This is a genomic window from Sphingorhabdus sp. (genome assembly GCF_044354325.1).
GTDB lineage: Bacteria > Pseudomonadota > Alphaproteobacteria > Sphingomonadales > Sphingomonadaceae > Sphingorhabdus_B.
Window position 1 is genome coordinate 11,885 of record NZ_JBILAF010000009.1, and the last position, 23,680, is coordinate 35,564.

Below are 23,680 nucleotides of genomic sequence, written 5' to 3' on the forward strand. Positions count from 1 at the left end.
GGCGGTGGTGCAAAGCGCCAACCAATTCACACGCTGCATGATGGAGCATTTATGCAAGGCAAGTTGGTAACGATTTTTGGCGGCAGCGGTTTTCTGGGCCGCTATGTGGCGCAGGCGCTGTTGAACAAAGGCGCACGTATTCGTGTGGCCTGCCGCAACGTCGGTGGCGCCAATCATATCAAGCCGCTCGGCAATGTCGGTCAGGTTCAATTGATGGCGGCGGATGTCCGAAAGCCCGATAGTGTTGCACGCGCCGTGAAAGACGCGGATGCGGTTATCAATCTTGTCGGCAGCTTCGATAATATGGACGCTGTGCAAAATGTTGGCGCAGGCATCGTTGCGCGGGCCGCAGCCGCCGCTGGTGTCAAAGCGCTCGTGCATGTGTCTACCATCGGCGCGGACACGCAAAGCGAAGCGGTATATGGGCAGAGCAAGGCAGATGGCGAAGCCGCCGTGCGCGCAGTATTCCCGTCAGCAATCATCCTTCGGCCATCCATCGTCTTTGGCCGCGAAGACCAGTTCATCAACCGCTTTGCCGGAATGATCCGGTCGCTTCCTGTCATTCCCGTCATTGGCGCAGCCACCAAGTTCCAGCCGGTATTTGTGGGCGATGTCGCAAAGGCGGTCGCAAAGGCCGTGGCCCATCAGGACGGAAGCACGCTGGAATTGGGTGGCCCCGAAATATTCTCGATGATGGAGCTGAACCGCTGGATCGCCAAAGCCATCGGCCGTGACCCCATATTTGTGGAAGTCCCCGACATCGCGGCAAAGCTGCTCGCAAAGGGCACGGGTTGGCTGCCGGGCGCGCCGATCACGGAAGATCAATATAAGATGCTGGGCAAGGACAATGTCGTAACCGGCACGGATGGGCTTGCGGCCTATGGCATCGTACCCACGCCACTTGATACAATTGGCGCTGACTGGTTGAACATCTATCGCCGGCATGGTCGCTTTGGAGGCGGTCAGTGAGCGATTGGCTGATCGCCGTTCTCCTCGGTATTATCGAGGGGCTTACGGAGTTTCTGCCCGTATCGTCCACCGGACATCTTATACTTGCCGGTGAACTGGTTGGATTTACCGACAACAGTTCCATCGCGTTCAAAATTGCCATCCAGCTGGGCGCAATATTGGCGGTGTTGCTGGTATATTGGCAGCGTTTCTGGGCCGTCGGTATGGGGTTGTTGAAAGCGCAGCCCGGTCCAATCGCGTTTACGCGCAACATCCTGCTCGGCTTTGTACCAGCTTTGCTCATCGGCGTTGTTGCCTACGACGCCATTCGCGCCGCCATGCAAACGCCCGAAATCGTCGCCATCGCGCTGATCGTCGGCGGCATCATCATATTATTGCTTGAACGGATCGTGAAAAATGTCCGCTTCCATTCGGTTGAGGACATACCGTTCGGCACAGCCTTATCCATCGGCCTTATTCAGTGCACCGCCATGCTGCCCGGGGTGAGCCGGTCAGGCGCAACGATCATGGGCGGGCTGATGATGGGTGTCGAACGCAAAACGGCGGCCGAATTTTCCTTTTTCCTTGCCGTGCCAACGATGATGGCCGCGACCGTCTACGCGCTATGGAAAGATCGCGCACTTCTGAGCGCCGATGATCTGGACATGATTGCCATTGGCTTCACCGCCGCATTTGTCGTTGCCGTGATCGTGGTGAAAGCATTCGTGGCGCTGGTGGGCCGATATGGCTTCGCCCCATTTGCCTATTACCGAATCATTGTCGGTTCAGCCGCTTTGCTGTGGCTGGCCATGCGGTAAGGTCCGAAACGGTCATAAATATATGAAATAATATTGCGCGAGACCCTTATTTAGGTCAAAAATATACATCATATGACAGCTAAACTGTCCTATTATGCGGTTTTATAGGTGACATCCGCCGTTTGTCGCGGTAGGCGCGGCGCATATTCAAGGAGTGTGCGCTGTGGCCAAAGACCCGATGCTGAAATTTATCTCGAAACCGCAGGCCTACCCTGAAAAGCGGGCCGCGCAGCTTCGCGCAGAAGATTTTGCCGAAATCGCCGAGCGCTATGCGTCCGACGACGCCGCGGATCAGGCATCGCGTTGTTCGCAATGCGGCGTGCCATATTGTTCGGTGCATTGCCCGTTGCACAACCATATTCCGGATTGGTTGCGCCTGACCGCCGAAGGGCGCTTGCGTGAGGCGTATGAGCTGTCCAATCTGACCAGCACCATGCCCGAAATTTGCGGCCGCATCTGCCCGCAAGATCGCTTGTGCGAGGGCAATTGCGTCATTGAATTTTCCGGCCACGACGCGGTGACCATTGGCTCTGTCGAGAAATATATCACCGACACCGCTTGGGAACAGGGCTGGGTCGAACCTGTTGCAGTCGGACCATCGCGCGGGCAATCGGTGGGCATCATTGGCGGTGGCCCGGGTGGCCTGACCACCGCAGAATATCTGCGCGTTGCTGGATATGACGTGCATGTCTACGACCGCTACGATCGCATGGGCGGCCTGCTAACCTATGGCATTCCCGGATTTAAGCTGGAGAAAGACGTCGTCATGCGCCGCGTGAAGCGGCTCGAAGATGCGGGCATCCATTTCCATCCCAATTTCGAAGTTGGCCGTGACGCCACGCTCGACGCATTGCGGGCCAAGCACGACGCCGTGTTGATTGCGACGGGCGTGTACAAGGCGCGCGCGGTGTCGTTACCGGGCGGCGATCTGAATGGCGTGGTGGCGGCATTGGATTATTTGACCGCGTCGAACCGCAAGGGCTTTGGCGATGCTGTGCCCGCGTTCGAAAGCGGCGCGCTGAATGCCGAGGGCAAGAATGTCGTCGTCATTGGCGGCGGCGACACCGCGATGGATTGCGTTCGCACCGCGATCCGCCAAGGCGCCAAGTCGGTCAAATGCCTCTACCGCCGCGACCGCGAAAATATGCCCGGTTCGCAACGTGAAGTGGCCAATGCCGAAGAAGAAGGCGTCGAGTTTGTGTGGCTTTCCGGCCCCAAGGGCTTTGAAGGCAATGGCAAGGTCGAGCGGGTTCAGGTTTCGAAAATGCGCCTGGGTGCCCCCGACGCATCGGGTCGCCGCGCGCCGGAAAACGACCCGCAAGGTGACTTCACACTGGATGCCGACCTTGTGATTACCGCACTTGGTTTCGAAGCCGAAGACCTGCCTGTATTGTTTGGCGCGGCTGACCTGAACGTCACCCGCTGGGGCACCATTCGCGTCGACCATAATACGCAGATGACCAACCTCGACGGTGTGTTCGCCATTGGCGACATCGTGCGCGGTGCGAGCCTTGTCGTCTGGGCGATCCGCGATGGCCGCGATGTGACGCAGCATATGCACAATTATCTCAAATCAAAAGCAAGCCGTGAAAAGGTTGCAGCATGACCATATTCTACCCCACCCCCGAACATGAACGCCTCGCCAATGAGGGCATGTATTATCCGGAATCCGAAGGCGATGCCTGCGGCGTTGGCTTGATTGCCGCGACCGATGGTAAGCCATCACGCCGCGTGGTGGCAGCCGGGATTGAGGCGCTGAAGGCCGTTTGGCACCGTGGTGCCGTTGATGCCGACGGCAAGACGGGCGACGGCGCTGGGCTGCATATCGACTTGCCCGTCCGCTTCTTTGACGATGCCATTTCAGACAGCGGCCACCGCCCGATGCCAAACCGTTTGGCGGTCGGCATGGTGTTTCTGCCGCGCACCGACCTGAGCGCACAAGAAAACTGCCGGACGATTGTCGAGGCGGAAATCATTGACGCCGGCTACACCATTTATGGCTGGCGGCAGGTGCCGGTCGACGTTTCGGTTATCGGTACAAAGGCGCAGGCGACACGGCCCGAAATCGAACAGATCATGATCGCGGGCCCAATGCCCGATGCGGTTGATGCGACCGAGTTTGAAAAGAATCTGTATCTCGTCCGCCGCCGGATTGAGAAGAAGATCATCGCCGCGCAAATTCGCGATTTCTACATCTGCTCGCTGTCGTGCCGGTCGATTGTCTACAAGGGCCTGTTCCTCGCAGAAAGCCTTTCGGTCTTTTACCCAGATCTTCAGGATGACCGTTTTGAAAGCCGCGTTGCAATTTTCCACCAGCGTTATTCGACGAACACTTTCCCGCAATGGTGGTTGGCGCAGCCGTTCCGCGGTCTTGCCCATAATGGCGAAATCAACACGATCCGTGGCAACCAGAATTGGATGAAGAGCCACGAAATCAAAATGGCCAGCATCGCCTTTGGTGCGCATTCTGATGACATTAAGCCCGTCATTCCGGCGGGTTCGTCGGACACCGCAGCGCTGGATGCCGTATTCGAAACATTGGTCCGTTCGGGCAAGGAAGCACCCACGGCAAAGCTGATGCTGATCCCCGAAGCATGGCAGTCAAACCCCAATCTGCCCGCGTCACACCGCGCAATGTATGAATATATGTCGAGCGTCATGGAGCCATGGGATGGCCCCGCTGCGCTGGCCATGACCGATGGCCATTGGGCGGTTGCAGGCGTTGACCGCAACGCCCTTCGCCCGCTGCGCTACAGCCGCACGTCGGACAATCTGCTCGTCATCGGTTCCGAAACCGGCATGGTCGTTCTTCCCGAAACAACGATATTGGAAAAGGGCCGCCTTGGCCCCGGCCAGATGATTGCCGTCAACCTCGACGAAGGCAAATTGTACCGCGATGGCGAGTTGAAAGACCGCATCTCGGCAGAGCAAGACTATGGCGCGCTCGTGCGTGGTTTCCGTGCGATCACCGACCTGCCCGACGTAGGGCAGGATGATGCCCCGGCGTGGTCGCGCGCGGAACTGACCAAGCGTCAGGTCGCCGCCGGCATGACGCTTGAAGATGTCGAAATGATCCTCGCGCCGATGATCGAAGATGGCAAGGAAGCCATTGGATCGATGGGCGACGACACGCCGCTCGCCGTCATCAGCGACAAGCCGCGCCTCATCAGCCAGTTCTTCCGCCAGAATTTCAGCCAAGTGACAAACCCGCCCATCGACAGTCTGCGCGAGCGGCACGTGATGAGCCTGAAAACGCGTTTCTCGAACCTTGCCAACATTTTGGAAGAAAAGAGCCAGAACGCCGACGTGCTTGTCCTCGCCAGCCCCGTGCTCACGTCGCACGACTGGCGCCGGTTAAAGTCTGCCTTTGGCGCGGCGGGCGCAGAAATTGACTGCACCTATGATATTTCCGAAGGACAAGAAGGTCTTCGCGCGGCCATCACCCGCATCCGTGAAGAAGCCGTCGCCGCGGTGCGCATGGGCAAATCCGAATTGTTCCTGACCGACGAAAATATCAGCGCCGACCGCGTGGGCATTGCCATGATCCTTGCCGCGGCCGCTGTGCACACGCATTTGGTGCGCAATGGTTTGCGCAGCTATTCGTCGATCAACGTCCGCTCCGCCGAATGTCTCGACACGCATTATTTCGCGGTGCTCATTGGCGTTGGCGCAACCACGGTAAACGCATATCTGGCCGAAGCCGCGATTGGCGACCGCCATGCGCGCGGGCTGTTGGGTGGTCTGGCCTTGACCCAAGCGGTCGAAAATTACCGCACGGCCATCAACGAAGGGCTGCTGAAGATCATGTCCAAAATGGGCATCGCGGTCATCTCCAGCTATCGTGGCGGCTATAATTTCGAAGCGGTTGGCCTGTCGCGTGCGTTGGTCAACGACTTCTTCCCCGGAATGCCGAACAAGATTTCGGGCGAAGGCTATCATTCGCTCTATGTGAACGCGCGTGATCGCCATGAAGAGGCGTTTGACACCGCCGTAGCATGCTTGCCCGTTGGCGGCTTTTACAAGCAACGCAATGGCGGCGAAGAGCATGCCTATTCGGCGGGTCTGATGCATTTGTTGCAAAGCTCAGTCGCGAATGACAGCTATTCGACCTACACACAATTTGCCCAAGGCGTGCGGGAACTGCCGCCGATTTACTTGCGCGATTTGTTGGAGTTCAACTTCGCCAAGGAACCTGTTGCGATTGATGAAGTCGAAGCGATCACCGAAATTCGCAAACGCTTTGTCACGCCGGGTATGTCGCTTGGCGCATTGTCGCCGGAGGCGCATGAGACACTCGCGATTGCCATGAACCGGATTGGCGCAAAGGCTGTATCCGGCGAAGGTGGCGAAGACAGCAAGCGGTTCAAGCCCTATGAAAATGGCGACAATGCCAACAGCGTCATCAAACAAATCGCCAGTGGCCGTTTCGGTGTAACCGCCGAATATCTTGGCGCGTGCGAGGAAATTGAAATCAAGGTCGCACAGGGCGCAAAGCCCGGTGAAGGCGGCCAGTTGCCCGGTTTCAAGGTCACCGAAATGATTGCGCGTCTGCGGCATTCAACGCCGGGCGTCACGCTCATTTCACCGCCACCGCACCATGACATTTATTCGATCGAAGACCTTGCCCAGCTGATCTACGACCTGAAGCAAATCAACCCGCGCGCGCGGGTGTGCGTCAAGCTGGTCAGTGCAGCGGGCATCGGCACCATCGCCGCTGGTGTGGCAAAAGCGCATGCCGACGTCATCCTTGTTTCGGGTAATGTCGGCGGCACGGGCGCAAGCCCGCAAACCAGCATCAAATATGCAGGGACACCATGGGAAATGGGGCTGTCCGAAGCCAATCAGGTGTTGACGCTCAACGGCCTGCGGCATCGTATCAAGCTGCGCACCGATGGCGGGCTGAAAACCGGACGCGACATTGTGATTGCGGCGATCTTGGGTGCTGAAGAATTTGGCATCGGCACGCTCAGCCTTGTCGCCATGGGTTGCATCATGGTGCGCCAGTGCCATTCCAACACCTGCCCCGTCGGGGTCTGTGTTCAGGATGAAGCCTTGCGCAAGAAATTCACGGGCACCCCGGAAAAGGTCATCAACCTGATGACCTTCATTGCCGAGGAAGTGCGCGAGATTTTGGCCAAGCTTGGCTATCGCAGCCTGGATGAAGTCATTGGCCGTACCGAGCTGCTGCGCCAAGTTAGCCGCGGCGCGGAGCATTTGGATGATCTCGATCTCAACCCCATCCTTGCCAAGGTCGATGCGCCCGACAGCGCGCGCCGTTTCAGCATCCCGACATTCCGCAATGAAGTGCCCGACAGCCTTGATGCGCAAATGATCCATGATGCAAAGCCCGTGTTCGAACGGCGCGAGAAAATGCAGCTGACATATAATGTCCGCAATACCCACCGCGCGGTTGGCACGCGGTTGAGTTCGGAAATCACGAGGCTGTACGGGATGAAGGGCCTTTCCGAAGGGCATGTTCATGTGCGTTTGCGTGGGTCGGCGGGACAATCGCTTGGCGCATTCCTGTGTCAGGGTATCACCTTGGAAGTGTTTGGCGACGCCAATGACTATGTCGGCAAGGGGCTTTCGGGCGGCACCATCATCGTGCGGCCAACGGTCAGCAGTCCGCTCACCAGTCAACAGAACAGCATCATCGGCAACACGGTGCTCTATGGCGCAACGTCGGGACGGCTGTTGGCGGCAGGACAGGCCGGCGAGCGCTTTGCCGTCCGCAACTCCGGCGCGCATGTCGTGGTCGAAGGCTGCGGATCAAACGGTCTGGAATATATGACCGGCGGCATGGCGGTTATCCTGGGCAAGGTTGGCAGCAACTTTGGTGCAGGGATGACCGGCGGCATGGCATTTGTGCTCGACACCGAAGGTGATTTTGCAAAGATGGCCAATCCGGACAGCATCGTCTGGCAACGGCTCGACAGCGCCTATTGGGAAGATCAGCTGAAGTCGCTGGTCGCAGCGCATGCCCAAGCCACAGATAGCGCATGGTCGCAATCATTGCTGGAAGATTGGGACCGCAGGCGCGGTGAATTCTGGCAGATATGCCCGAAAGAAATGCTGACCCGCTTAAGCCAGCCGCTGTCCGACCACGAGGTGTTGGAAGCTGCGGAATAGACCCAGCGTTTCCGCGATTTGAACAGATGGATGCGCGCGGTTTGGCAAGATGCCCTCCGCGCGCAGGATAGGCAGCGCCTGACATTGCGGAAGGGTCTGGTCAATTGCGTTCGCCCCTGCTTTAGTCTGCACATTGTTATTTCGAGGAGACGCCCTATGCGCAAATTGTTACTCGCTGGATCGATTTTGGCCCTTGCCGTCCCGGCGCATGCCGACGCCAATGTTGACCTTGTCACGCTGGTGAATGATGTGTGGGCGGCTTCGTTGAAGGAACAGCCGGTCTATGCCAGCGCATTGGGCGTGAATGAACATGCATCGGAACTGGGCGACTACACGCTGGCCGCACAGGACCGCCGCGCCGCCGATGCCGCGAAGTTTCTCACCCGCCTAAATGCCATCCCTTCGGATTCGCTGAATGCCGCATCAAAGGTGGAGGCGGGCATATTACGGCGCGCGCTCAATTCGACCATAGAGGGCAACAGTTTCGGGCAACGCGCGATCAATTTCACAACCTATTCCAGCTGGCACCAGCAACTGGCCGGCATGGCGCAAAATCTGCCGTTCCGTACGAAGGCGGATTTTGAAAGCTACAATGCGCGGCTCGCCCAATATGCGCGCGTGAATGATGAAAATATCGCGGTGGCCAATGTCGCGATCAAGGGCAAATATACCCAGCCCTGCGTCACGCTAAAGGGTTTTGAAGGAACGATCAGCGGGCTGATTACGACCGACGTGAATAGGTCGCGCTTCTACGAACCATATGCGAAAAAGCGTCCTGCGGGCGTTTCCGAAGCGGACTTTGCGGGCCTTGCCAAAGCGGCCGAAGCCACGATCCGCACGGTCATTCACCCTGCGCTGAACAAACAACTCGCATGGTATAGCGCAAGCTACAAGCCAGCGTGCGCCACAGCACCCGGCGTGTCTGCGCAACCGGGCGGTGACAAATATTACGCATTCCGGGTTCGTGAAGAAACAACGACGTCCCTGACCGCAGAGCAAATCCACCAAATTGGCCTGAACGAAGTGGCACGCATTCGCGCCGAGATGGTCGAGGTCGCGTCACAGGCGGGATATCCAAGCCGCGAGGCGTTTATCCAACATTTGCGGACCGACCCGCAATATTACGCCAAAACGCCCGAAGAGCTGATGGAAAAGGTCGCGCGGGTGACCAAGATCATCGATGGCAAAATGCCCAGCCTGTTCGGCCGCCTGCCCCGCCTGCCCTATGGCATAAAGGAAATTCCGGCGGAAACGGCCGAAGGCACCACGACGGCATATTATAATCAGGGTTCGCCCGAGATCGGCATTTCCGGAACCTATTTCGTCAACACGTCGAAACTGAACCAACGCCCGTTCTGGGAAATTCCGGCCTTGTCGGTGCATGAGGGAGTCCCCGGGCATCACAACCAAATCGCGTTGCAACAAGAACTGCCCTTGTCGGACTTCCGCAAATATGGCGCATTCTTCACCGCCTTTACCGAAGGCTGGGGCCTGTACTCCGAACGGTTGGGCATCGAAATGGGCCTATATGATACGCCGGCCAAGGACATGGGCCGGCTGTCCTATGAAATGTGGCGCGCATGCCGCTTGGTCGTCGACACCGGCATTCATGCCAAGGGTTGGAGCAAGCAACAGGCGATCGATTTCATGACCGACAACAGCGCGCTGTCGGCTGCCAATATCGAGGCCGAGGTCAACCGCTACATCAGCTGGCCCGGTCAGGCACTGGCCTATAAATTGGGCGAGCTGAAGATCCGTGAATTGCGGACCATGGCGACCAAAGAGCTTGGGCCGAAATTCAACCTTGCGGCGTTCCATGACGCCGTATTGGGCCAAGGCTCCGTCCCGCTCGACGTGTTGGAGCAGCAGATTAAGGATTGGGTCGCCGCGGAAAAAGCGAAGGGCTAGGCCCGCTTATTTGGGTTCAGGGAGCGGCTCTGCGTCGGCAGATGCCGCTTCCTTGGCATCCAGTTCGGCCTGCAACTTCGCCTCGCGTTCGGCGCGGCCCTTTTCAAATTCGGTCACGCGTGCTTCGACTTCGGCAGCCTCTGCATCAATGCCCGCCATGCGCTTGGCGCGTTCGGCGGCGATCAGGCGGCCAAAGACAATGCCGGGGTCTTGCGCTTTTTCGGCATAGGCGCGGTCAATTTCTTTCAGCCCACATCCGGTAAAGCCGCCAGCACCCGATGCCGAGCAGCTCATCGTGCCGCTGGCGCCCACATATTCGTAGGATTTGATCCGTTCGGACATCGCCTGATTGCGCGGGTCATTGGGATCGCCGCGCAAGGATGACGGAATGCGGTACCGGTCCGCCTCCCCCATCCGCGCGCAGACGACGATTTCGGCGCCTTGGCTTTCGGGGCATTTGTCGTCGCCATAGATGATCAGCTGGTTGATCTTCTCATCACCCGGTTGCGTGGCGGGGGCATTTTGTGCCGGCGCTTGCGCTGACAACATGAGAGCCAAAGCGGCGACGGAAATATTGGCCATTGCGTTCACGGGATATTCTCCAAAAATCTATGCTCTGGCTTGAACGTCGCAGGCTGAATGCGCGATGAAGCTCAAATATGTTTCGACACTGCAATCGCGGTACGGCAACCCAAGCGGACAAGCGCGCTCATGACCGGATAGGCCAGTGCGCGCTCTGCACCTTCGGCCAGCGCGGTGGCTTTATGTTCCAGCTCATCCGCCTGAAAATCGGCAATCATCGCCGACAATTCGGGATCGCTGTCACCGATTTCTTCAAGCTGTTCGCTATAATGGCGGTCAATTTCGGTTTCGATCGCCACGGTGCAGGCCATCGCCGCCTCCGGGCTGATTGCGGCAGACACCGCACCAAGCGCAAAACCGGCGGCGTTCCAAATCGGGTAAAAAGCCGTTGGACGCACGCCGCGTTCGGCCATCATCTTGTCAAAGGCGCTCAAATGGCGTTCCTCTTGCTCGGCCATATGCGCAATGCTGCGCGCCGCCGGCGTCCGGTCACCCATCACCGCAAGCTGGCCAGCGTAAATGCGTTTCGCGCCAAATTCGCCCGCTTGATTCACGCGAATCATCCGGTCGATGGCCGCTTTACGCTGCGGTGCGGTTTTCAAGGTGTCTTGTTGCGCCATGTCATACCCAAGATGGCCACTGCGCCGCCCAACGACAAGAGGAAATTATAGCCCGCAAGCGAAATGCCGAACAAAGACCATGGTGCCACGTCACAGCGGACCAATGGCGCGTTCATGATCGACTTGAGCAAATCATCCCCGCTGCCCGAAATCGTCGCGGTGCACGCGGTCAGCCCTTCCCACCAGCCATATTCGACGCCAGCATGAAAGCCCGCGATGCCGCCACTGGTCGCAATGGCCAATGCGGCGAGCGCCACCAATGTTTTGCGAAAGGCAAGATTGCCAACGCCAAAGGCAATGGCCGCAATCGCGACCGCGGCGAAATGCGGATAACGCTGCCACCAGCACATTTCGCACGGGAACAGCCCGCCAATATATTGCGAACCATATGCCCCCGCGAGCAACGCCGCCGGTAACAGCAATGCCAGCCAATGGGCCTTGTCATATTTCGACGTCATGTACGCGCTTCGCTCCGCATCATTGTCATCCTGAACTTGTTTCAGGATCTTACTTCAGCACCGACAAGAAAGTAAGATGCTGAAACAAGTTCAGCATGACGGGGTTGGGTAAAACTCAATTCTGCGCCCTGCCCTTTACGGGCTTTGCGGCAAGCTTCATCGTTTTGGATCCAAGCCGCTGCAAGGTTTCCATCGCGTAATAAAGCTGGAAATCGTCAATGCCCTTGGCCTTCAACTGCTCCGCAGTCATGGCAAAACGCGGATCGTCGATGCGGTCTTCTTCAAGGTCTTTGCTATTGTCTTTCAATTCATTGACCAAGTGACGACGCAAATCGGATTCGCGCACGGACACCCGCTTTTTATAATCGGGATCGGTCAATTGCGGTACGCGGACATCAGGCTTTATGCCGCCTTCCTGCACCGAACGACCCGATGGCAGATGGTAGCGCGCAACGGTGAGGCGAAGGCCGGTGTCCCGCGTCAACGGTAGGACACTCTGCACCGATCCCTTGCCGAAACTGCGTTCACCCATGACCAAGCCGCGATGGTGATCTTGCAATGCACCCGCCACAATTTCGGATGCCGATGCCGAACCTGCGTCGACCAGAACGATGATCGGCGCGCCGCCGGTGACATCGCCCGGAACGGCGCGTTCGGCCCACCAGCGTTGGATGTCGCGTTTGTCACGGCCGCGTTCGGAAACAATCTCGCCACTCGAAAGGAAAGCGTCAGAAACCGAAACGGCTTCGTCCAATATGCCACCGGGGTTGGACCGCAGGTCGATGATGTAGCCCAACGGATTTCCGCCAAGAGATTTCTTTATGCCGGACACAGCAGCGACAACGTCAGCGCCGGTTTGTTCGGAGAAGCCCGTGATTGAAATGACGCCAATGCGGTTTTTCACTTCCCACCGCACAGGTTTCAAATCGATGACCGCGCGCGTTACCGTCACGTCGAACGGCGCATCGCGCCCGGGCCGGAAAATGGTGAGCTTGATCGATGTGCCCGGCACACCGCGCATCGCTTCGACAGCTTCGTCGAGCGTTCCGCCAAGGATCAGCTTGCCGTCCAAATGCGTGATAAAGTCGCCCGATTTGATACCGGCCTTGTCAGCGGGCGTGTCCTTGGTGGGGGCGATGACCTTCACCGCTTCATCCTCAAGCGTAACCGTCAGGCCAAGGCCGCCATATTCGCCATCAATCTGTGTTTGCAGCGAGCTGAAGTCGGATTTGTCGAGGAAGGCACTGTGCGGATCGAGGCTGGCGAGCATCCCTTGAATCGCGCCTTCCATCAATTGCTTGTCATCGACCTTGTCGACATAGCTTAATTTAACCTTGCGATAGACCGCGAGGAATTCCTCAAGCTCTTTGAAGCGATCGGCTTGCGCTTGTTGCTGCTGAACGCTTTGCGCGACCAGCACAGTCGCAGGGACCGACAGCGCCAAAACAATGGCGCAAGTCACAGGCAGCAAACGGTGCTTCATATACCAATCCATTTCATCATTTCGGCGATGCTATATCCCGCCTTAACCCGCGGTGAAAGCATGATTAGCACGAACAGCATGCGGGCATCGACAAGAACGCACATAGTTCATCCCAATATCGTGGCAATATCCATCACACGGCCATTTTTGCGCAGTTCAACGCCGATTTCCGGCGCGTCGGATGTGGCCGATCCCAGAACCGCGCCTTGCGTCACCGCCTGCCCCTTTTTGACCTGCGTACTGCCCAGATGTGTAATCAGGCTGTTCCAGCCATTGCCATGTTCAATGATAACAATCTGCCCATAGCTGCGATAACGGCCCGCAAAAGAAACCGTTCCTGCCGCTGGCGCGACCACGCGCAGGTCATTGGCAAGCGCAATGCGGACGCCGCGTTCGCGATAGCCGGTGGCGTTCAGTTCGTTGAAGCCGGACAACAGCTTACCGCGCGCGGGTAGGATATAGGCCGTCCCCGCAGCCGCAGCCTTGGTCGCGCGCCCGGGGCGGAGCATCGGTCCGTCCAGCGCCGCAAGTTCAGATGCCTTTTCGGCGCTCAGCCGCTGGATATCCATGCGCCCGACAATTTCGCGTGCCCGCTCGCCCTGCGCGATCGCTTGTTCAAATGCGATGGCGGCGTTGGCGGACAGTGCGCCGGCCTTGCCACCGGCGGCGCTTTGCAGTCTGGCCAAATCTGTCTGGCGGCTTTTCAACCGGCTGCGCGCATCGCCCAGCGATTTCAGCGCGCGATATTCCTGCGCCCGCAATTCGCTTTGCACCGCAATTTGTTGGCGCAAATCGCTGGTGCGGCGGATAATCTGTGGCTGCACGGTCGCCATGACCGCGCGGACATGCACATAATCTTCGCGTTGCCCGGGCTGCATCATCATCAGCACCGTGGGGCGGCCCGTCATCTGCTGAAGCGCGGCGTTCAGGCGTAGCACCGGTTCGCTTTCAACACCAAGCTGTGCGCGCTGAAGTTCTTGCTGGCGGCTGATGATGGCGATGCGGACGGTCGCGGCTGCTATCTGCGCTTCGGCGGCGTCGATTTCAGCGGACAGCACCGCCCGTTGCGCGACCAGCCGGTCCGCGGTGCTTCCGGCGTTGCTTGCCTCCTGCCGCAACAGTTCGCTGCGCCGTTCAGCACGCAGCGCTTTTTCCTGTGCATCGCGCAGGGCGTCTTGTTGCGCGCTGCTGCTGCCCGCATTTTGCGCCATCAGGCTGCTCGCAATGGCAAAGGGCGTGAGCATCAAGAGCAAAAGGACGGACCAGAACCGCATGCCCCTATCCTTCACGATGATAGGGGTGGTTGGCAATGATCGATGTTGCGCGGAACAATTGTTCGGCCAGCATCGCACGGGCCATCAAATGCGGCCATGTCGCTTTGCCAAAGGCAATCAGCTTGTCCGCGCCAGCGCGGGCTTCGTCATCAAAACCGTCGGCAGCGCCAATCAGGAAACGCACTTCGCGCACGCCATCGTCGCGCCAGCGTTCGAGCAAGCGGGCGAGTTCGACCGAACCAAGCTGTTCGCCTTTTTCATCCAAGATGATGGTTTTGCAGGGGCTGTCCGAATGGGGCAGATCGCCGCCCTTATCGGGCATTTCGCTGTGCCGCGTTGGCCAGCTGATCCGTTTCAGATATCGGTCGACCAGCTCCGCTTCAGCAGAGCGGCCGATTTTGCCGCGCGCGATGATGTGCAGGCGCATCGCCATCGGCGCGGACGTTCGGCCTTATTGGGCCGGAACTTCGGGCGCGTCGCCAAAGGCCCACATGCGTTCCAGATTGTAGAAGCTGCGGACTTCGGGACGGAACAGATGCACAATGACATCTTCGGCGTCGATCAATACCCAGTCAGCCGAAGGCAAACCTTCGATGCGGGCATGACGTCCGGCTTTCTTGATACGCTCGGCAAGCTTTTGCGCCATCGACGCCACCTGCCGCGATGAACGGCCGGATGCGACGACCATATGGTCGGCGATGTTGCTTTTGCCTTCAAGCGGGATGGTTACCACTTCCTGCGCCTGATCATCGTCGAGCGATTGCAGGATAAGCGCGTGGAGGGCGTCCGGGGTCAAAGTGGGTTCCTTGGACTTGGCGGCCAGATTGCCGGCAGTCGGAACGGATGCGGTATCGATCAAGATTGCTCCTTAAAGCACAATATTTCGGGTAACGCCGTCACGCGTTCCATGTTCCTTATATCGGTGAAACCAATATGGGTCAGCACGCCGAATTGCGGTTGCTGAACGCGGATCTGGACGAAAGCGCAAAAAGACAAGCGCTGGCGTACTCCATTTTGTCCAGTGATGAAGCTGGTCCGGACGCCGGACAAACCGTCTGAACCAGGCCATTGCGGGACCCGCAACAGCACGTGCATCATAGCCGGGTCTGGCGATAACTGCAATCGGCATCAATCGCGCAATGTCGCGCCAATGTTTCCAGTGGTGAAATTGCAACAAATTATCCGCGCCCATGATCCAGACAAAGCGGACTTTGGGATATCGCGCGACCAGCTTTTTCAGGGTTTCTGCGGTGTACACGGTGCCAAATTCGCGTTCAATGGCGGTGGCCTTAATCGGTGTGCGCCGCGTCTGGTCCTTCGCCGATGCCAAGCGCGCAGGCAAAGGTGCCATGCCTTTTTTGGGTTTTAGTGGATTGCCCGGTGACACCAGCCACCAAAATTCGTCGAGGCACAACGAATCCATTGCGAACAGGCTAATCCCCCGGTGGCCACCATGCGCGGGGTTGAACGATCCCCCCATGAGGCCAATGGTTTTCAAGGCCGGATTTGCCCGTTTCCGCGCACAACCCATTTATAGGTCGTGAGGCCCTCAAGCGCGACCGGACCGCGGGCGTGCAGCCGTCCCGTCGCAATGCCAATTTCCGCGCCCAAGCCAAATTCCCCGCCATCGGCAAATTGGGTCGAGCTGTTGTGCATGACAATCGCGCTGTCGACCTCCGCCAAAAAGCGCGCTGCGGCTTCGGCATTGTTAGTGATGATCGCGTCGGTATGGTGCGATCCGTGGCGGGCGATATGATCGATCGCATCGTCCAATCCCGATACAACGCGGGCCGAAATGACGGAATCGAGATATTCGGTGTCCCAATCATCCGCATCGGCAGACACCGTGCGGGCATCGAGTTCCATCAGCACATCATCCGCGCGCACTTCGCATCCGGCATCAATCAGCGCGCCAATCAATTCGGCGGCGGCAGGATAATCCTGATCAATCAGGACGGTTTCAGTTGCCCCGCAAACGCCGGTGCGCCGCATCTTGGCATTGACGACAATCGCCTGCGCCATCGCCGGATCGGCGTCCTTATGGACATAGCTGTGGTTGATGCCGTCGAGATGCGCGAGCACGGGAACGCGGGCTTCATCCTGCACCCGCGCGACCAGCGATTTGCCCCCACGCGGAATGATCATGTCAATTGCACCCTGCGCGCGCAGCATCAGGCCGACCATCTCGCGGTCTTGTTTGGGCACAAGCTGCACCGCGTCGGCGGGTAATCCGGCCTGTGTGATGCCAGCCAGCATCGCAGCATATATCGCGCGGTTGCTGTGCACCGCCTCACTACCGCCGCGCAGGATGACGGCGTTGCCCGAGCGCAGCCCCAAGGCCGCGGCATCCGCCGTCACATTGGGCCGGCTTTCGTAAATGATGCCCAGCACGCCGATGGGCACGCGGATGCGCGCCATCTGCAAACCATTGGGCTGCGTGCTGCTGTCGATGATTTGACCGACGGGATCGGCCAGCACAGCAACCTGTGCCACCGCCGCAGCCATGGCCGTGATGCGTGCGTCGTCGAGTTTCAGGCGATCCAGCATGGCGGGTGACAGGCCAGCCTTGGTCCCTGCGGCAAGGTCGATGGCATTGGCCGCGAGGATATCGGCGGACTGCGCACGCAGAGCTTGGGCAGCATAGGTTAAGGCGCTGGCCTTGGCCGCGTCATCCGCTGCGGCCAACAGCCGCGATGCAGCGCGCGCTTTGGTGGCAATCGATGCCATCAGGGTCTGATAATCGGTCATGATATCAACCCCTAGAGAAGTGACCGCAAAAGGGAAAGGTGGCGTTCATTTCAAGGGTATCCGGTGCACTCGCCACGCGAATCGTAGGAAAAGCGTTGATTTTTCGGCTTTTTACGCCGTTTTCCGGGCATCTGCAGGCGCTGACAATTCACAATTTGTGACATTTGAGAAAGGTTTTCCACAGCTCATCGTGTGACTCATTCGACTCGTCACGAGTCCGGCGTCGGCGATTCGCGCCTGCCATTTTGCTCTGCTACGGCCGCGCAACAGAACAAAAACGGGGTGGGTCGTGTCGCTTAAGACCAGAATGTCCGGGTGGAAAAACCGGATAGCTGGATGGTTTATTGACCGCGAATTTTTCATGCGGGCCAATGGCCAAGTCCGGTTCTTGAAACTGAGTGCGCAGTTGCAACGCCGCGTTGTGGGTACCGTCGCGTCCGTCGTCGGCCTTTGGTTGGTCGTCACGCTTGGCATGGCCATCAATCAAGTCAGCGTTTCGGCGCAGCGCATGGCGTTGAGCGAGCAAGAGGCGAAGGTTGAATCGGCCGAAGAACGCGTCGCCAATTATCGCGGTTCCATTGATGAAGTGGCGAAGGACCTCGAACGGCGGCAGAAAATGCTGGAAAGCTTGAGCGATCAATATCTGGGCGACGTTCCGGACGCCAAGGCCCAAACGCCTGCAACTGCCAAGTCCACCGATGAAGACAAGACCGTAAAAACCATCAGTGCCGTGGTGCCAGAGGCCGCTGGCCTTGCCCGTGTTGAAGTCCGCCAAATCCAGTTCGCCGAAAAAATGACCAAGGTTGCCTTGGCCCGCACGTCAAAGGCGGAGGCCGCCATCCGCCAGTTCGGGCTGAACCCAGACGTGCTCGCGCGGCAGGCGCGCAGCGCACAGGGCGGTGTCTTTGAACCCTTTTTCGGCAGCACCAAAAAGGACGTCCGCGACCCGCGCTTTTTAAAACTGGCGGCATCGCTGAGCCGGATGGATGCCATGGAGCGCGCACTGGCCGCGATCCCGACATCGATGCCCGCCGCCGTCATGATGATGTCCAGCGGCTTTGGTTTCCGCAGCGATCCCTTCACCGGTGGGGGCGCGATGCATGCCGGTTTGGATTTCAAGGGCCCAGTTGGCACGCCAATCCTGTCTGCAGCCGAAGGCCGTGTGACATTTGCGGGCTTCAACGGCGGATATGGCAAGACAGTTGAAATTACGCATGCCAACGGGCTATTAACGCGTTATGCCCATCTTTCCGGTGTGCATGTTACGCGCGGCCAAATGGTGCATCGTGGCTTGCAAATCGGAAGAATGGGAAGCACAGGGCGATCGACGGGCAGCCATTTGCATTTTGAGGTCCGCCTGAATGGTCGGGCGATCAACCCGAGAAAGTTTTTGGAGGCCAACCCTGATGTTCTCAAAGTCCAAACAGTCGCCGGAAACCGCGCCGGCAACGCCGCAAAGGAATAATAACGTGCGCAATAGTTCGGGTCATACATTTTCCGTCATAGCTTCGGATGTCGAAATCGTCGGCAACCTCACCGCCCGCGTGGATCTGCACGTTGATGGCAAGGTGCAGGGCGACGTGACATGCGGCAATCTGGTGCAAGGCGAAGGCAGCATTATCGCAGGCAAGGTCATTGCCGAATCGGCCAAGCTGTCCGGCCATGTCGAAGGCTCGATCGAGGCCAATGATCTGGTGATCGAATCCACCGCGCGTATCGTGGGCGATGTCGTGTACAGCAATCTGACAATCGCCCCGGGCGGTCAGATTGACGGCAAGTTCCGGCACAAATCATCGAAGGGAGCGCCGACCACCGCGCGCCCGACCGCCAATGTTGCCAAGCCAGCGGAGCCGTTGATCCTTGGGGCTGAATCCAAAGTCATCTAGGGTCCTGACCCTAAGCCATTTCCTACATCGGCAAGATTATTTCCTACAGAAAATGAACGCAGCCCTGCTGCGTGCAAAAGGGGGACGGCCGGCGCGGAAGCGCTGGTGCGTGCTTCCGGCTGATGGTGTTGGTTGATTAAGGCCCGCTTGTTCCATCAGGCTATTGCCCCCGGGCCGCCTTTGCTGGCTGGCATGCTGTCCATCGGGGGTAAGGTTCGTAAACCCCCAAAGGCTGTCCGCACGGACAGGACGGTTTCCCGCCACATCCAGCCATGTTTGCGCTGTTCAGAGCTTGATGCAACAGGCCCTTTTTTCAGGCTGAAGCACGCACCCTATCGCGCCGACCGTGCCAACGGGTTGCCCCGCCAGCGTCCCCGTCATCCCGACCAACGTTCTAGACCGCCGCCTGCATGACGCGACTCGAATAACCGATATGGTTATTTGTAGGAAAGTTGTTTTTGGCCCGCGCACAAAAAAGGCCCGAACCATCGCGGGTCCGGGCCATGAGTTGGATGTTCGCGGGAGGAACATCGGGAGGAGGCGGAGCGTATTAGGAAAGGAGAGAACGCCCCGCCGCCAAGCTTTAAAACTCAATAGTTGTAAGCACGCTCACCATGTTCGGTGATGTCCAGGCCTTCGCGTTCTGCATCTTCTGCGGGACGCAGGCCTGTGGTGAATTTCAGTCCGTAGAACAACACGGCCGAGACAACCGCCGTCCACAATACTGTCGTGCCCACTGCCCAGGCCTGAGTCATCACCTGACCGGCCATGTCATATTCGCCGGGGATGGCGGGGAAGACGGTGTAGTCGATCCAGCCCTGACCGCCCAATGCGGGGTCAGCGACCACGCCGGTGGCGATCGCGCCGACAATACCGCCGATGCCATGGACACCGAAGACATCCAGCGTATCGTCATAGCCAAGCTTGTTCTTCACATAGGCGACGAAGACATAGCACAGACCCGATGCTGCAAAGCCGAGGAGGATGGAGGTCATGGGCGCTGCAAATCCGCTGGCTGGCGTAATCGCAACCAGACCCGCGACCGCGCCGGTAACCGCACCCAACAACGATGGTTTGCCATGGTGGAACTGTTCAATCAGGCACCATGCAACCGCAGCGGCAGCCGTGGCGACAAAGGTGTTGATGAAGGCAAGTGCAGCAAGGCCGTTGGCTTCGAGGTTGGAGCCAGCGTTAAAGCCGAACCAGCCCACCCACAGAAGCGACGCACCAATCATGGTCATGGTCATCGAGTGTGGCGGGGTTGCTTCTTTGCCATGGCCGACGCGCTTGCCAATGATGAGGCAGCCGACAAGACCCGCAATACCGGCATTGATGTGAACGACAGTGCCGCCCGCGAAATCAAGTGCACCCCAGCCCCACAGCAGACCCATGTCGGTCGGTGCATCAACCAGAAAGTCTGGTCCGGCCCAGTACCACACCATATGTGCGATCGGGAAATAAGCGAACGTCAGCCACAACACCGTGAAGATCATCAAGGGTGTGAACTTGATACGCTCTGCAAATGCGCCGACGATCAACGCCGGCGTGATGCAGGCAAAGGTCATCTGGAACACGACAAAGGCATATTCCGGAATATAGACATTGTTGCTGAACGTCGCCGCATAGGTTGTCGCATTAACGCCCTGAAGGAATATCTTTGAAAAGCCGCCGATGAAGGCGTTACCGCTGGTGAAGGCCAGGCTGTAGCCATACGTGACCCAGACAAGCGCCGCGACCGACACGATCATGAACACCTGCATCAGCAGGCTGAGCATATTCTTTGTGCGGACAAGGCCGCCGTAAAACAGCGCAAGCGCCGGGATCGACATCAGCAATACCAATGCCGAGCTGATCAGCATCCACGTCGTATCGCCCTTGTCGACCATGCCGGCCATTTGTTCAACGGTCGGTGCCTTAATCGGGCCGTCGGCGACGGCAACCGCCACCGCTGCCGCGCCATCAGCAGCTTTTTCGGCTGCCTCCTGTGCGAAGGCGGGCAAAGCGGCGAACATTGTCGCCCCCGCCGCGCCTAGAAACTTGAGTGTCTTGGACATTTTCTGGTTCCCCTAGCTTGCTATTGTCGCGTCAAAGCGCGGTTTCGTTGGTGTCGCCCGTGCGGATGCGCAGGGCACCGGCAAGTTCGAATTCAAATATCTTGCCGTCGCCAATCGCGCCTGTTTCGGCGGCCTGCTGAATGGCCTCGACCACGGCAGGTGCCTGATCGGACGCGCACGCGACCTCGATTTTCACCTTGGGCACCATGTTGGTTGCATATTCGGCACCGCGATAAATTTCGGTCTGCCCTTTTTGTCGGCCAAAGCCTTTGACCTCAGTCACGGTCATACCCGACACGCCGAGCGCAGTGAGCGCTTCGCGCACCGGGTCCAGCTTGTGCGGCTTAATAATGGCAATAATATATTTCATGCACGCCCCCAATTTTGGTTGTGCAGTGCAATAAGCAAACACCGTGCCAGAAACGGTAAATGCACGTAAATGCGCCGATTACAGGCGACGGGGGCAGCACATATCCGCGCCACCACCCTTCGAAATGCCTAAAATTTAATCAGCAAAGTATCACTGCCTAAATATTGGGCATTCAACCAATGCGGATCGATGCCCATAAGGGCAGATGGTCCGATGCCTGTTTGGACAGCGGTGAAATATGGCTGTCGGCAGCGGTCACTTTCACGTCGTGGCTGACAATGATGCGGTCCAATCGGGCGACTGGACGCGATGTGTGAAAGCTTTTGGGCGTTTGCACCAACCGGTGATGGTGGAATGCAAGTTCGTTCAATGCGCCGCTGTCCGACCATTGGTTGAAATCACCCATCAGAACCGTCGGCATATGGCGCGGGCTGGCATCAATCGCCGCCAGCAATGCGCGGATTTGCTTGCGCCGCCACAGCCCCGATAAATCGAGATGCACACCAATGACGCGCAATGCGTGTCCGGCAACCGACAGCTCCGCCATCACCGCGCCGCGTGGTTCCAGCGTGGGCATATCAATCGGCTGGCAATGGCGCACCTCCATGCCCTTGCGCACCAAAATCGCATTGCCGTGCCAGCCAATGGCGGCAGGCCGGAAAGCCAGCGGCACGGGCATCCACGATGTCTCCGCCTCCAGCATCGCCAGCGGCAATGCGCTGACACGCGCGCCGAACCGGCGGTCTACCTCCTGAAGCGCAATGATATCGGCGTCGATTTCTTTGAGCACCGCCAAGATACGTTCGGGGTTGCGCCGTTGGTCAAGGCCAACCGCCTTGCGAATATTATAGGTCGCAACCTTGAGTGCGTGGCTCATATCGGGGTCATGCGGTTCATTCGGCCATATCGCAATGCTGACCGAAATATGCGCCCATCAACCCGCCGTGCCGCCTACCGTAAGCGCGCTGACCAAAGTTGTGGGTTGCCCGACGCCCGCCGGAACGCTCTGGCCGCCCTTGCCGCACACGCCGATGCCATCATCCAATGCCATGTCGTTGCCAAGGCCGATAACCTTGTTCAGCGCGGTTGGGCCATCGCCGATCAGCGTCGCACCCTTGATCGGATCGCCAAGCTTGCCGTCCTTGACCAAATAGGCCTCAGTGCAGCTGAACACGAATTTGCCCGATACGATGTCGACTTGGCCACCGCCGAAGCTTTTGGCGAAGATGCCGTTTTTGACGCGGCTTAACAGTTCGGCAGGATCGTCATTGCCGCTGCGCATGAATGTGTTGGTCATGCGCGGCATGGGTGCATGGGCATAGCTTTCGCGGCGACCATTGCCCGTCGGGGCAACGCCCATCAGGCGGGCGTTCATGCGGTCCTGCATATAGGCGCGCAATATGCCGTCTTCGATCAGGACATTTTCCTGCGTCGGCGTGCCTTCATCATCAATTGACAGCGAACCGCGGCGGTTCATCATTGTGCCATCATCGACAACGGTCACGCCGGGCGCAGCAACGCGCTGGCCAATCTTGCCGGAAAAGGCACTGCTGCCCTTGCGGTTAAAATCGCCTTCAAGACCGTGGCCGACGGCTTCATGCAGCAATACGCCAGGCCAGCCGGGCCCGAGCAACACGGTCATTTCGCCCGCGGGTGCGGCGACCGAGCGCAAGTTGGTCAACGCCTGCGCCAATGCTTCATCAATGGCATGTTCCCATTCATGATCTTCGAACAATTTGTCGTACAGATAGCGCCCGCCAAAACCATAAGTGCCGGTTTCGCGGCGGTCGCCATCTTGTGCGACGATGGAGACATTCAGACGCACCAAGGGCCGCACATCGGTAGCGACAAAGCCGTCGGCACGCACGATTTCGACGACGCTCCAGCTGCCCGAAAGGCTGACGCTCACTTGCGCAACGCGTGGGTCACGGGCGCGGGCGGCGGCGTCGATCTGTTGGCACAAGGCAACCTTTTGCGCGAACGGCACGAGTTCAAGCGGATTGCCGTCCGTATATAAATGCCGGTTGTTCTGGCGCGGCGGCGGGGCGGGCTGTTCCTTCGCCGGATCGAGCAGCTTCAGCGTTTCCCCTGCCCGGCGAATCGCGGCCTCGCTCATGTCATTGGCGTGGCTGAACCCGGTCATCTCACCCGACACACCGCGCAGGCCAAAGCCCGAACCCGTCGAATAATCCGCCATTTTCAACCGGCCATCGTCAAAACCAAAGCTCTCGGTCGCGCTATATTGCAAATACAGCTCACCATCATCGCACGCCTTCAACGCATCACGCGTAATACGCCGCGCTGCGTCAGGGTCGAGAAGGCCGGGTTGGTAAAGATATGAGCGGGGATCGGTATAAGTCATTTTGCGTATATGGGACGGTGTGGCGGCGGTTGAAAGGGTA

20 protein-coding genes are annotated in these 23,680 nt (G+C 58.5%); 7 read left to right on the forward strand and 13 right to left on the reverse strand.

Annotated features, from left to right (window positions below; genetic code table 11):
- Positions 1–51 precede the first annotated feature (51 nt).
- From ACIQ0G_RS01805 to ACIQ0G_RS01825, 5 genes are all read left to right on the forward strand, one after another.
- Positions 52–969, forward strand: a complete 918-nt coding sequence (locus ACIQ0G_RS01805) for a complex I NDUFA9 subunit family protein (protein WP_397576427.1) — start codon at positions 52–54, stop codon at positions 967–969.
- Positions 966–1,766 carry an undecaprenyl-diphosphate phosphatase gene (locus tag ACIQ0G_RS01810; protein WP_397576428.1) on the forward strand — a complete coding sequence of 267 codons (801 nt, stop codon included), beginning with the start codon at positions 966–968 and terminating at the stop codon, positions 1,764–1,766. Before ACIQ0G_RS01805 ends, ACIQ0G_RS01810 begins: the two co-directional genes overlap by 4 nt.
- A gap of 163 nt (positions 1,767–1,929) precedes the next feature.
- A complete protein-coding gene (locus ACIQ0G_RS01815) occupies positions 1,930–3,372 on the forward strand; it encodes an NAD(P)-dependent oxidoreductase (RefSeq protein WP_395628562.1) in 1,443 nt (480 codons plus the stop codon).
- Positions 3,369–7,895, forward strand: a complete 4,527-nt coding sequence (gene gltB / locus ACIQ0G_RS01820) for a glutamate synthase large subunit (RefSeq protein WP_397576429.1) — start codon at positions 3,369–3,371, stop codon at positions 7,893–7,895. Before ACIQ0G_RS01815 ends, gltB begins: the two co-directional genes overlap by 4 nt.
- 156 nt (positions 7,896–8,051) lie before the next feature.
- Complete coding sequence (locus ACIQ0G_RS01825) at positions 8,052–9,803, forward strand: DUF885 domain-containing protein (protein ID WP_397576430.1); 1,752 nt, start codon at positions 8,052–8,054, stop codon at positions 9,801–9,803.
- A 6-nt stretch (positions 9,804–9,809) separates the two neighbouring features.
- Here ACIQ0G_RS01825 and ACIQ0G_RS01830 read toward each other — a convergent pair whose 3' ends face one another.
- From ACIQ0G_RS01830 to ACIQ0G_RS01870, 9 genes are all read right to left on the reverse strand, one after another.
- Positions 9,810–10,385, reverse strand: a complete 576-nt coding sequence (locus ACIQ0G_RS01830; protein ID WP_397576441.1) for a hypothetical protein — start codon at positions 10,383–10,385, stop codon at positions 9,810–9,812.
- Between the two features lie 71 nt (positions 10,386–10,456).
- On the reverse strand, positions 10,457–11,005 hold the full coding sequence (locus ACIQ0G_RS01835; RefSeq protein ID WP_397576431.1) for a demethoxyubiquinone hydroxylase family protein: 549 nt from the start codon (positions 11,003–11,005) through the stop codon (positions 10,457–10,459).
- Positions 10,984–11,463, reverse strand: a complete 480-nt coding sequence (locus tag ACIQ0G_RS01840) for a disulfide bond formation protein B (RefSeq protein ID WP_397576432.1) — start codon at positions 11,461–11,463, stop codon at positions 10,984–10,986. The genes ACIQ0G_RS01835 and ACIQ0G_RS01840 overlap by 22 nt, the downstream gene beginning before the upstream one ends.
- A 115-nt stretch (positions 11,464–11,578) precedes the next feature.
- A complete protein-coding gene (locus ACIQ0G_RS01845; protein ID WP_397576433.1) occupies positions 11,579–12,946 on the reverse strand; it encodes a S41 family peptidase in 1,368 nt (455 codons plus the stop codon).
- A 107-nt stretch (positions 12,947–13,053) separates the two neighbouring features.
- Positions 13,054–14,220 (reverse strand): murein hydrolase activator EnvC family protein, encoded by a 1,167-nt coding sequence (locus tag ACIQ0G_RS01850; RefSeq protein WP_397576434.1) that lies wholly within the window; start codon positions 14,218–14,220, stop codon positions 13,054–13,056.
- Between the two features lie 4 nt (positions 14,221–14,224).
- On the reverse strand, positions 14,225–14,647 hold the full coding sequence (locus tag ACIQ0G_RS01855) for a 23S rRNA (pseudouridine(1915)-N(3))-methyltransferase RlmH (protein ID WP_333569652.1): 423 nt from the start codon (positions 14,645–14,647) through the stop codon (positions 14,225–14,227).
- Between the two features lie 24 nt (positions 14,648–14,671).
- Positions 14,672–15,043, reverse strand: coding sequence for a ribosome silencing factor (gene rsfS, locus ACIQ0G_RS01860; RefSeq protein WP_183941493.1), 372 nt, complete (start codon positions 15,041–15,043; stop codon positions 14,672–14,674).
- 45 nt (positions 15,044–15,088) lie between these two features.
- The gene (locus ACIQ0G_RS01865; RefSeq protein ID WP_397576435.1) at positions 15,089–15,718 is read right to left on the reverse strand and encodes a nicotinate-nucleotide adenylyltransferase; all 630 of its coding nucleotides are present in this window, start codon (positions 15,716–15,718) and stop codon (positions 15,089–15,091) included.
- A complete protein-coding gene (locus tag ACIQ0G_RS01870) occupies positions 15,715–16,968 on the reverse strand; it encodes a glutamate-5-semialdehyde dehydrogenase (protein WP_397576436.1) in 1,254 nt (417 codons plus the stop codon). The genes ACIQ0G_RS01865 and ACIQ0G_RS01870 overlap by 4 nt, the downstream gene beginning before the upstream one ends.
- Positions 16,969–17,257: 289 nt before the next feature.
- On the opposite strand from ACIQ0G_RS01870, the gene ACIQ0G_RS01875 reads away from it, so the two are divergent.
- Both ACIQ0G_RS01875 and ACIQ0G_RS01880 read left to right on the forward strand, forming a co-directional pair.
- A complete protein-coding gene (locus ACIQ0G_RS01875; protein ID WP_397576437.1) occupies positions 17,258–18,433 on the forward strand; it encodes a M23 family metallopeptidase in 1,176 nt (391 codons plus the stop codon).
- 4 nt (positions 18,434–18,437) lie between these two features.
- Positions 18,438–18,854 carry a polymer-forming cytoskeletal protein gene (locus tag ACIQ0G_RS01880; RefSeq protein WP_397576438.1) on the forward strand — a complete coding sequence of 139 codons (417 nt, stop codon included), beginning with the start codon at positions 18,438–18,440 and terminating at the stop codon, positions 18,852–18,854.
- Between the two features lie 590 nt (positions 18,855–19,444).
- On the opposite strand, the gene ACIQ0G_RS01885 is transcribed toward ACIQ0G_RS01880, so the two are convergent.
- The 4 genes from ACIQ0G_RS01885 to tldD all read right to left on the reverse strand — a co-directional run bounded on the left by ACIQ0G_RS01885 (position 19,445) and on the right by tldD (position 23,640).
- Complete coding sequence (locus ACIQ0G_RS01885; RefSeq protein ID WP_397576439.1) at positions 19,445–20,908, reverse strand: ammonium transporter; 1,464 nt, start codon at positions 20,906–20,908, stop codon at positions 19,445–19,447.
- A 31-nt stretch (positions 20,909–20,939) separates the two neighbouring features.
- On the reverse strand, positions 20,940–21,278 hold the full coding sequence (locus ACIQ0G_RS01890) for a P-II family nitrogen regulator (protein WP_333570320.1): 339 nt from the start codon (positions 21,276–21,278) through the stop codon (positions 20,940–20,942).
- Positions 21,279–21,450: 172 nt separating this feature from the next.
- Complete coding sequence (locus ACIQ0G_RS01895; protein WP_397576440.1) at positions 21,451–22,155, reverse strand: endonuclease/exonuclease/phosphatase family protein; 705 nt, start codon at positions 22,153–22,155, stop codon at positions 21,451–21,453.
- Between the two features lie 57 nt (positions 22,156–22,212).
- Positions 22,213–23,640, reverse strand: coding sequence for a metalloprotease TldD (tldD, locus tag ACIQ0G_RS01900; RefSeq protein WP_397576442.1), 1,428 nt, complete (start codon positions 23,638–23,640; stop codon positions 22,213–22,215).
- Positions 23,641–23,680: the final 40 nt, after the last annotated feature.

Bases quoted from the DNA above. Each gene is read 5' to 3' on its own strand.
- ACIQ0G_RS01830 (WP_397576441.1), bottom strand. From the start codon at position 10,385: ATGGCCAATATTTCCGTCGCCGCTTTGGCTCTCATGTTGTCAGCGCAA.
- ACIQ0G_RS01885 (WP_397576439.1), bottom strand. From the start codon at position 20,908: ATGTCCAAGACACTCAAGTTTCTAGGCGCGGCGGGGGCGACAATGTTC.
- ACIQ0G_RS01845 (WP_397576433.1), bottom strand. From the start codon at position 12,946: ATGAAGCACCGTTTGCTGCCTGTGACTTGCGCCATTGTTTTGGCGCTG.
- ACIQ0G_RS01835 (WP_397576431.1), bottom strand. From the start codon at position 11,005: ATGGCGCAACAAGACACCTTGAAAACCGCACCGCAGCGTAAAGCGGCC.
- gltB (WP_397576429.1), top strand. From the start codon at position 3,369: ATGACCATATTCTACCCCACCCCCGAACATGAACGCCTCGCCAATGAG.
- ACIQ0G_RS01870 (WP_397576436.1), bottom strand. From the start codon at position 16,968: ATGACCGATTATCAGACCCTGATGGCATCGATTGCCACCAAAGCGCGC.
- tldD (WP_397576442.1), bottom strand. From the start codon at position 23,640: ATGACTTATACCGATCCCCGCTCATATCTTTACCAACCCGGCCTTCTC.
- ACIQ0G_RS01825 (WP_397576430.1), top strand. From the start codon at position 8,052: ATGCGCAAATTGTTACTCGCTGGATCGATTTTGGCCCTTGCCGTCCCG.
- ACIQ0G_RS01850 (WP_397576434.1), bottom strand. From the start codon at position 14,220: ATGCGGTTCTGGTCCGTCCTTTTGCTCTTGATGCTCACGCCCTTTGCC.
- ACIQ0G_RS01805 (WP_397576427.1), top strand. From the start codon at position 52: ATGCAAGGCAAGTTGGTAACGATTTTTGGCGGCAGCGGTTTTCTGGGC.
- ACIQ0G_RS01840 (WP_397576432.1), bottom strand. From the start codon at position 11,463: ATGACGTCGAAATATGACAAGGCCCATTGGCTGGCATTGCTGTTACCG.
- ACIQ0G_RS01895 (WP_397576440.1), bottom strand. From the start codon at position 22,155: ATGAGCCACGCACTCAAGGTTGCGACCTATAATATTCGCAAGGCGGTT.
- ACIQ0G_RS01855 (WP_333569652.1), bottom strand. From the start codon at position 14,647: ATGCGCCTGCACATCATCGCGCGCGGCAAAATCGGCCGCTCTGCTGAA.
- ACIQ0G_RS01890 (WP_333570320.1), bottom strand. From the start codon at position 21,278: ATGAAATATATTATTGCCATTATTAAGCCGCACAAGCTGGACCCGGTG.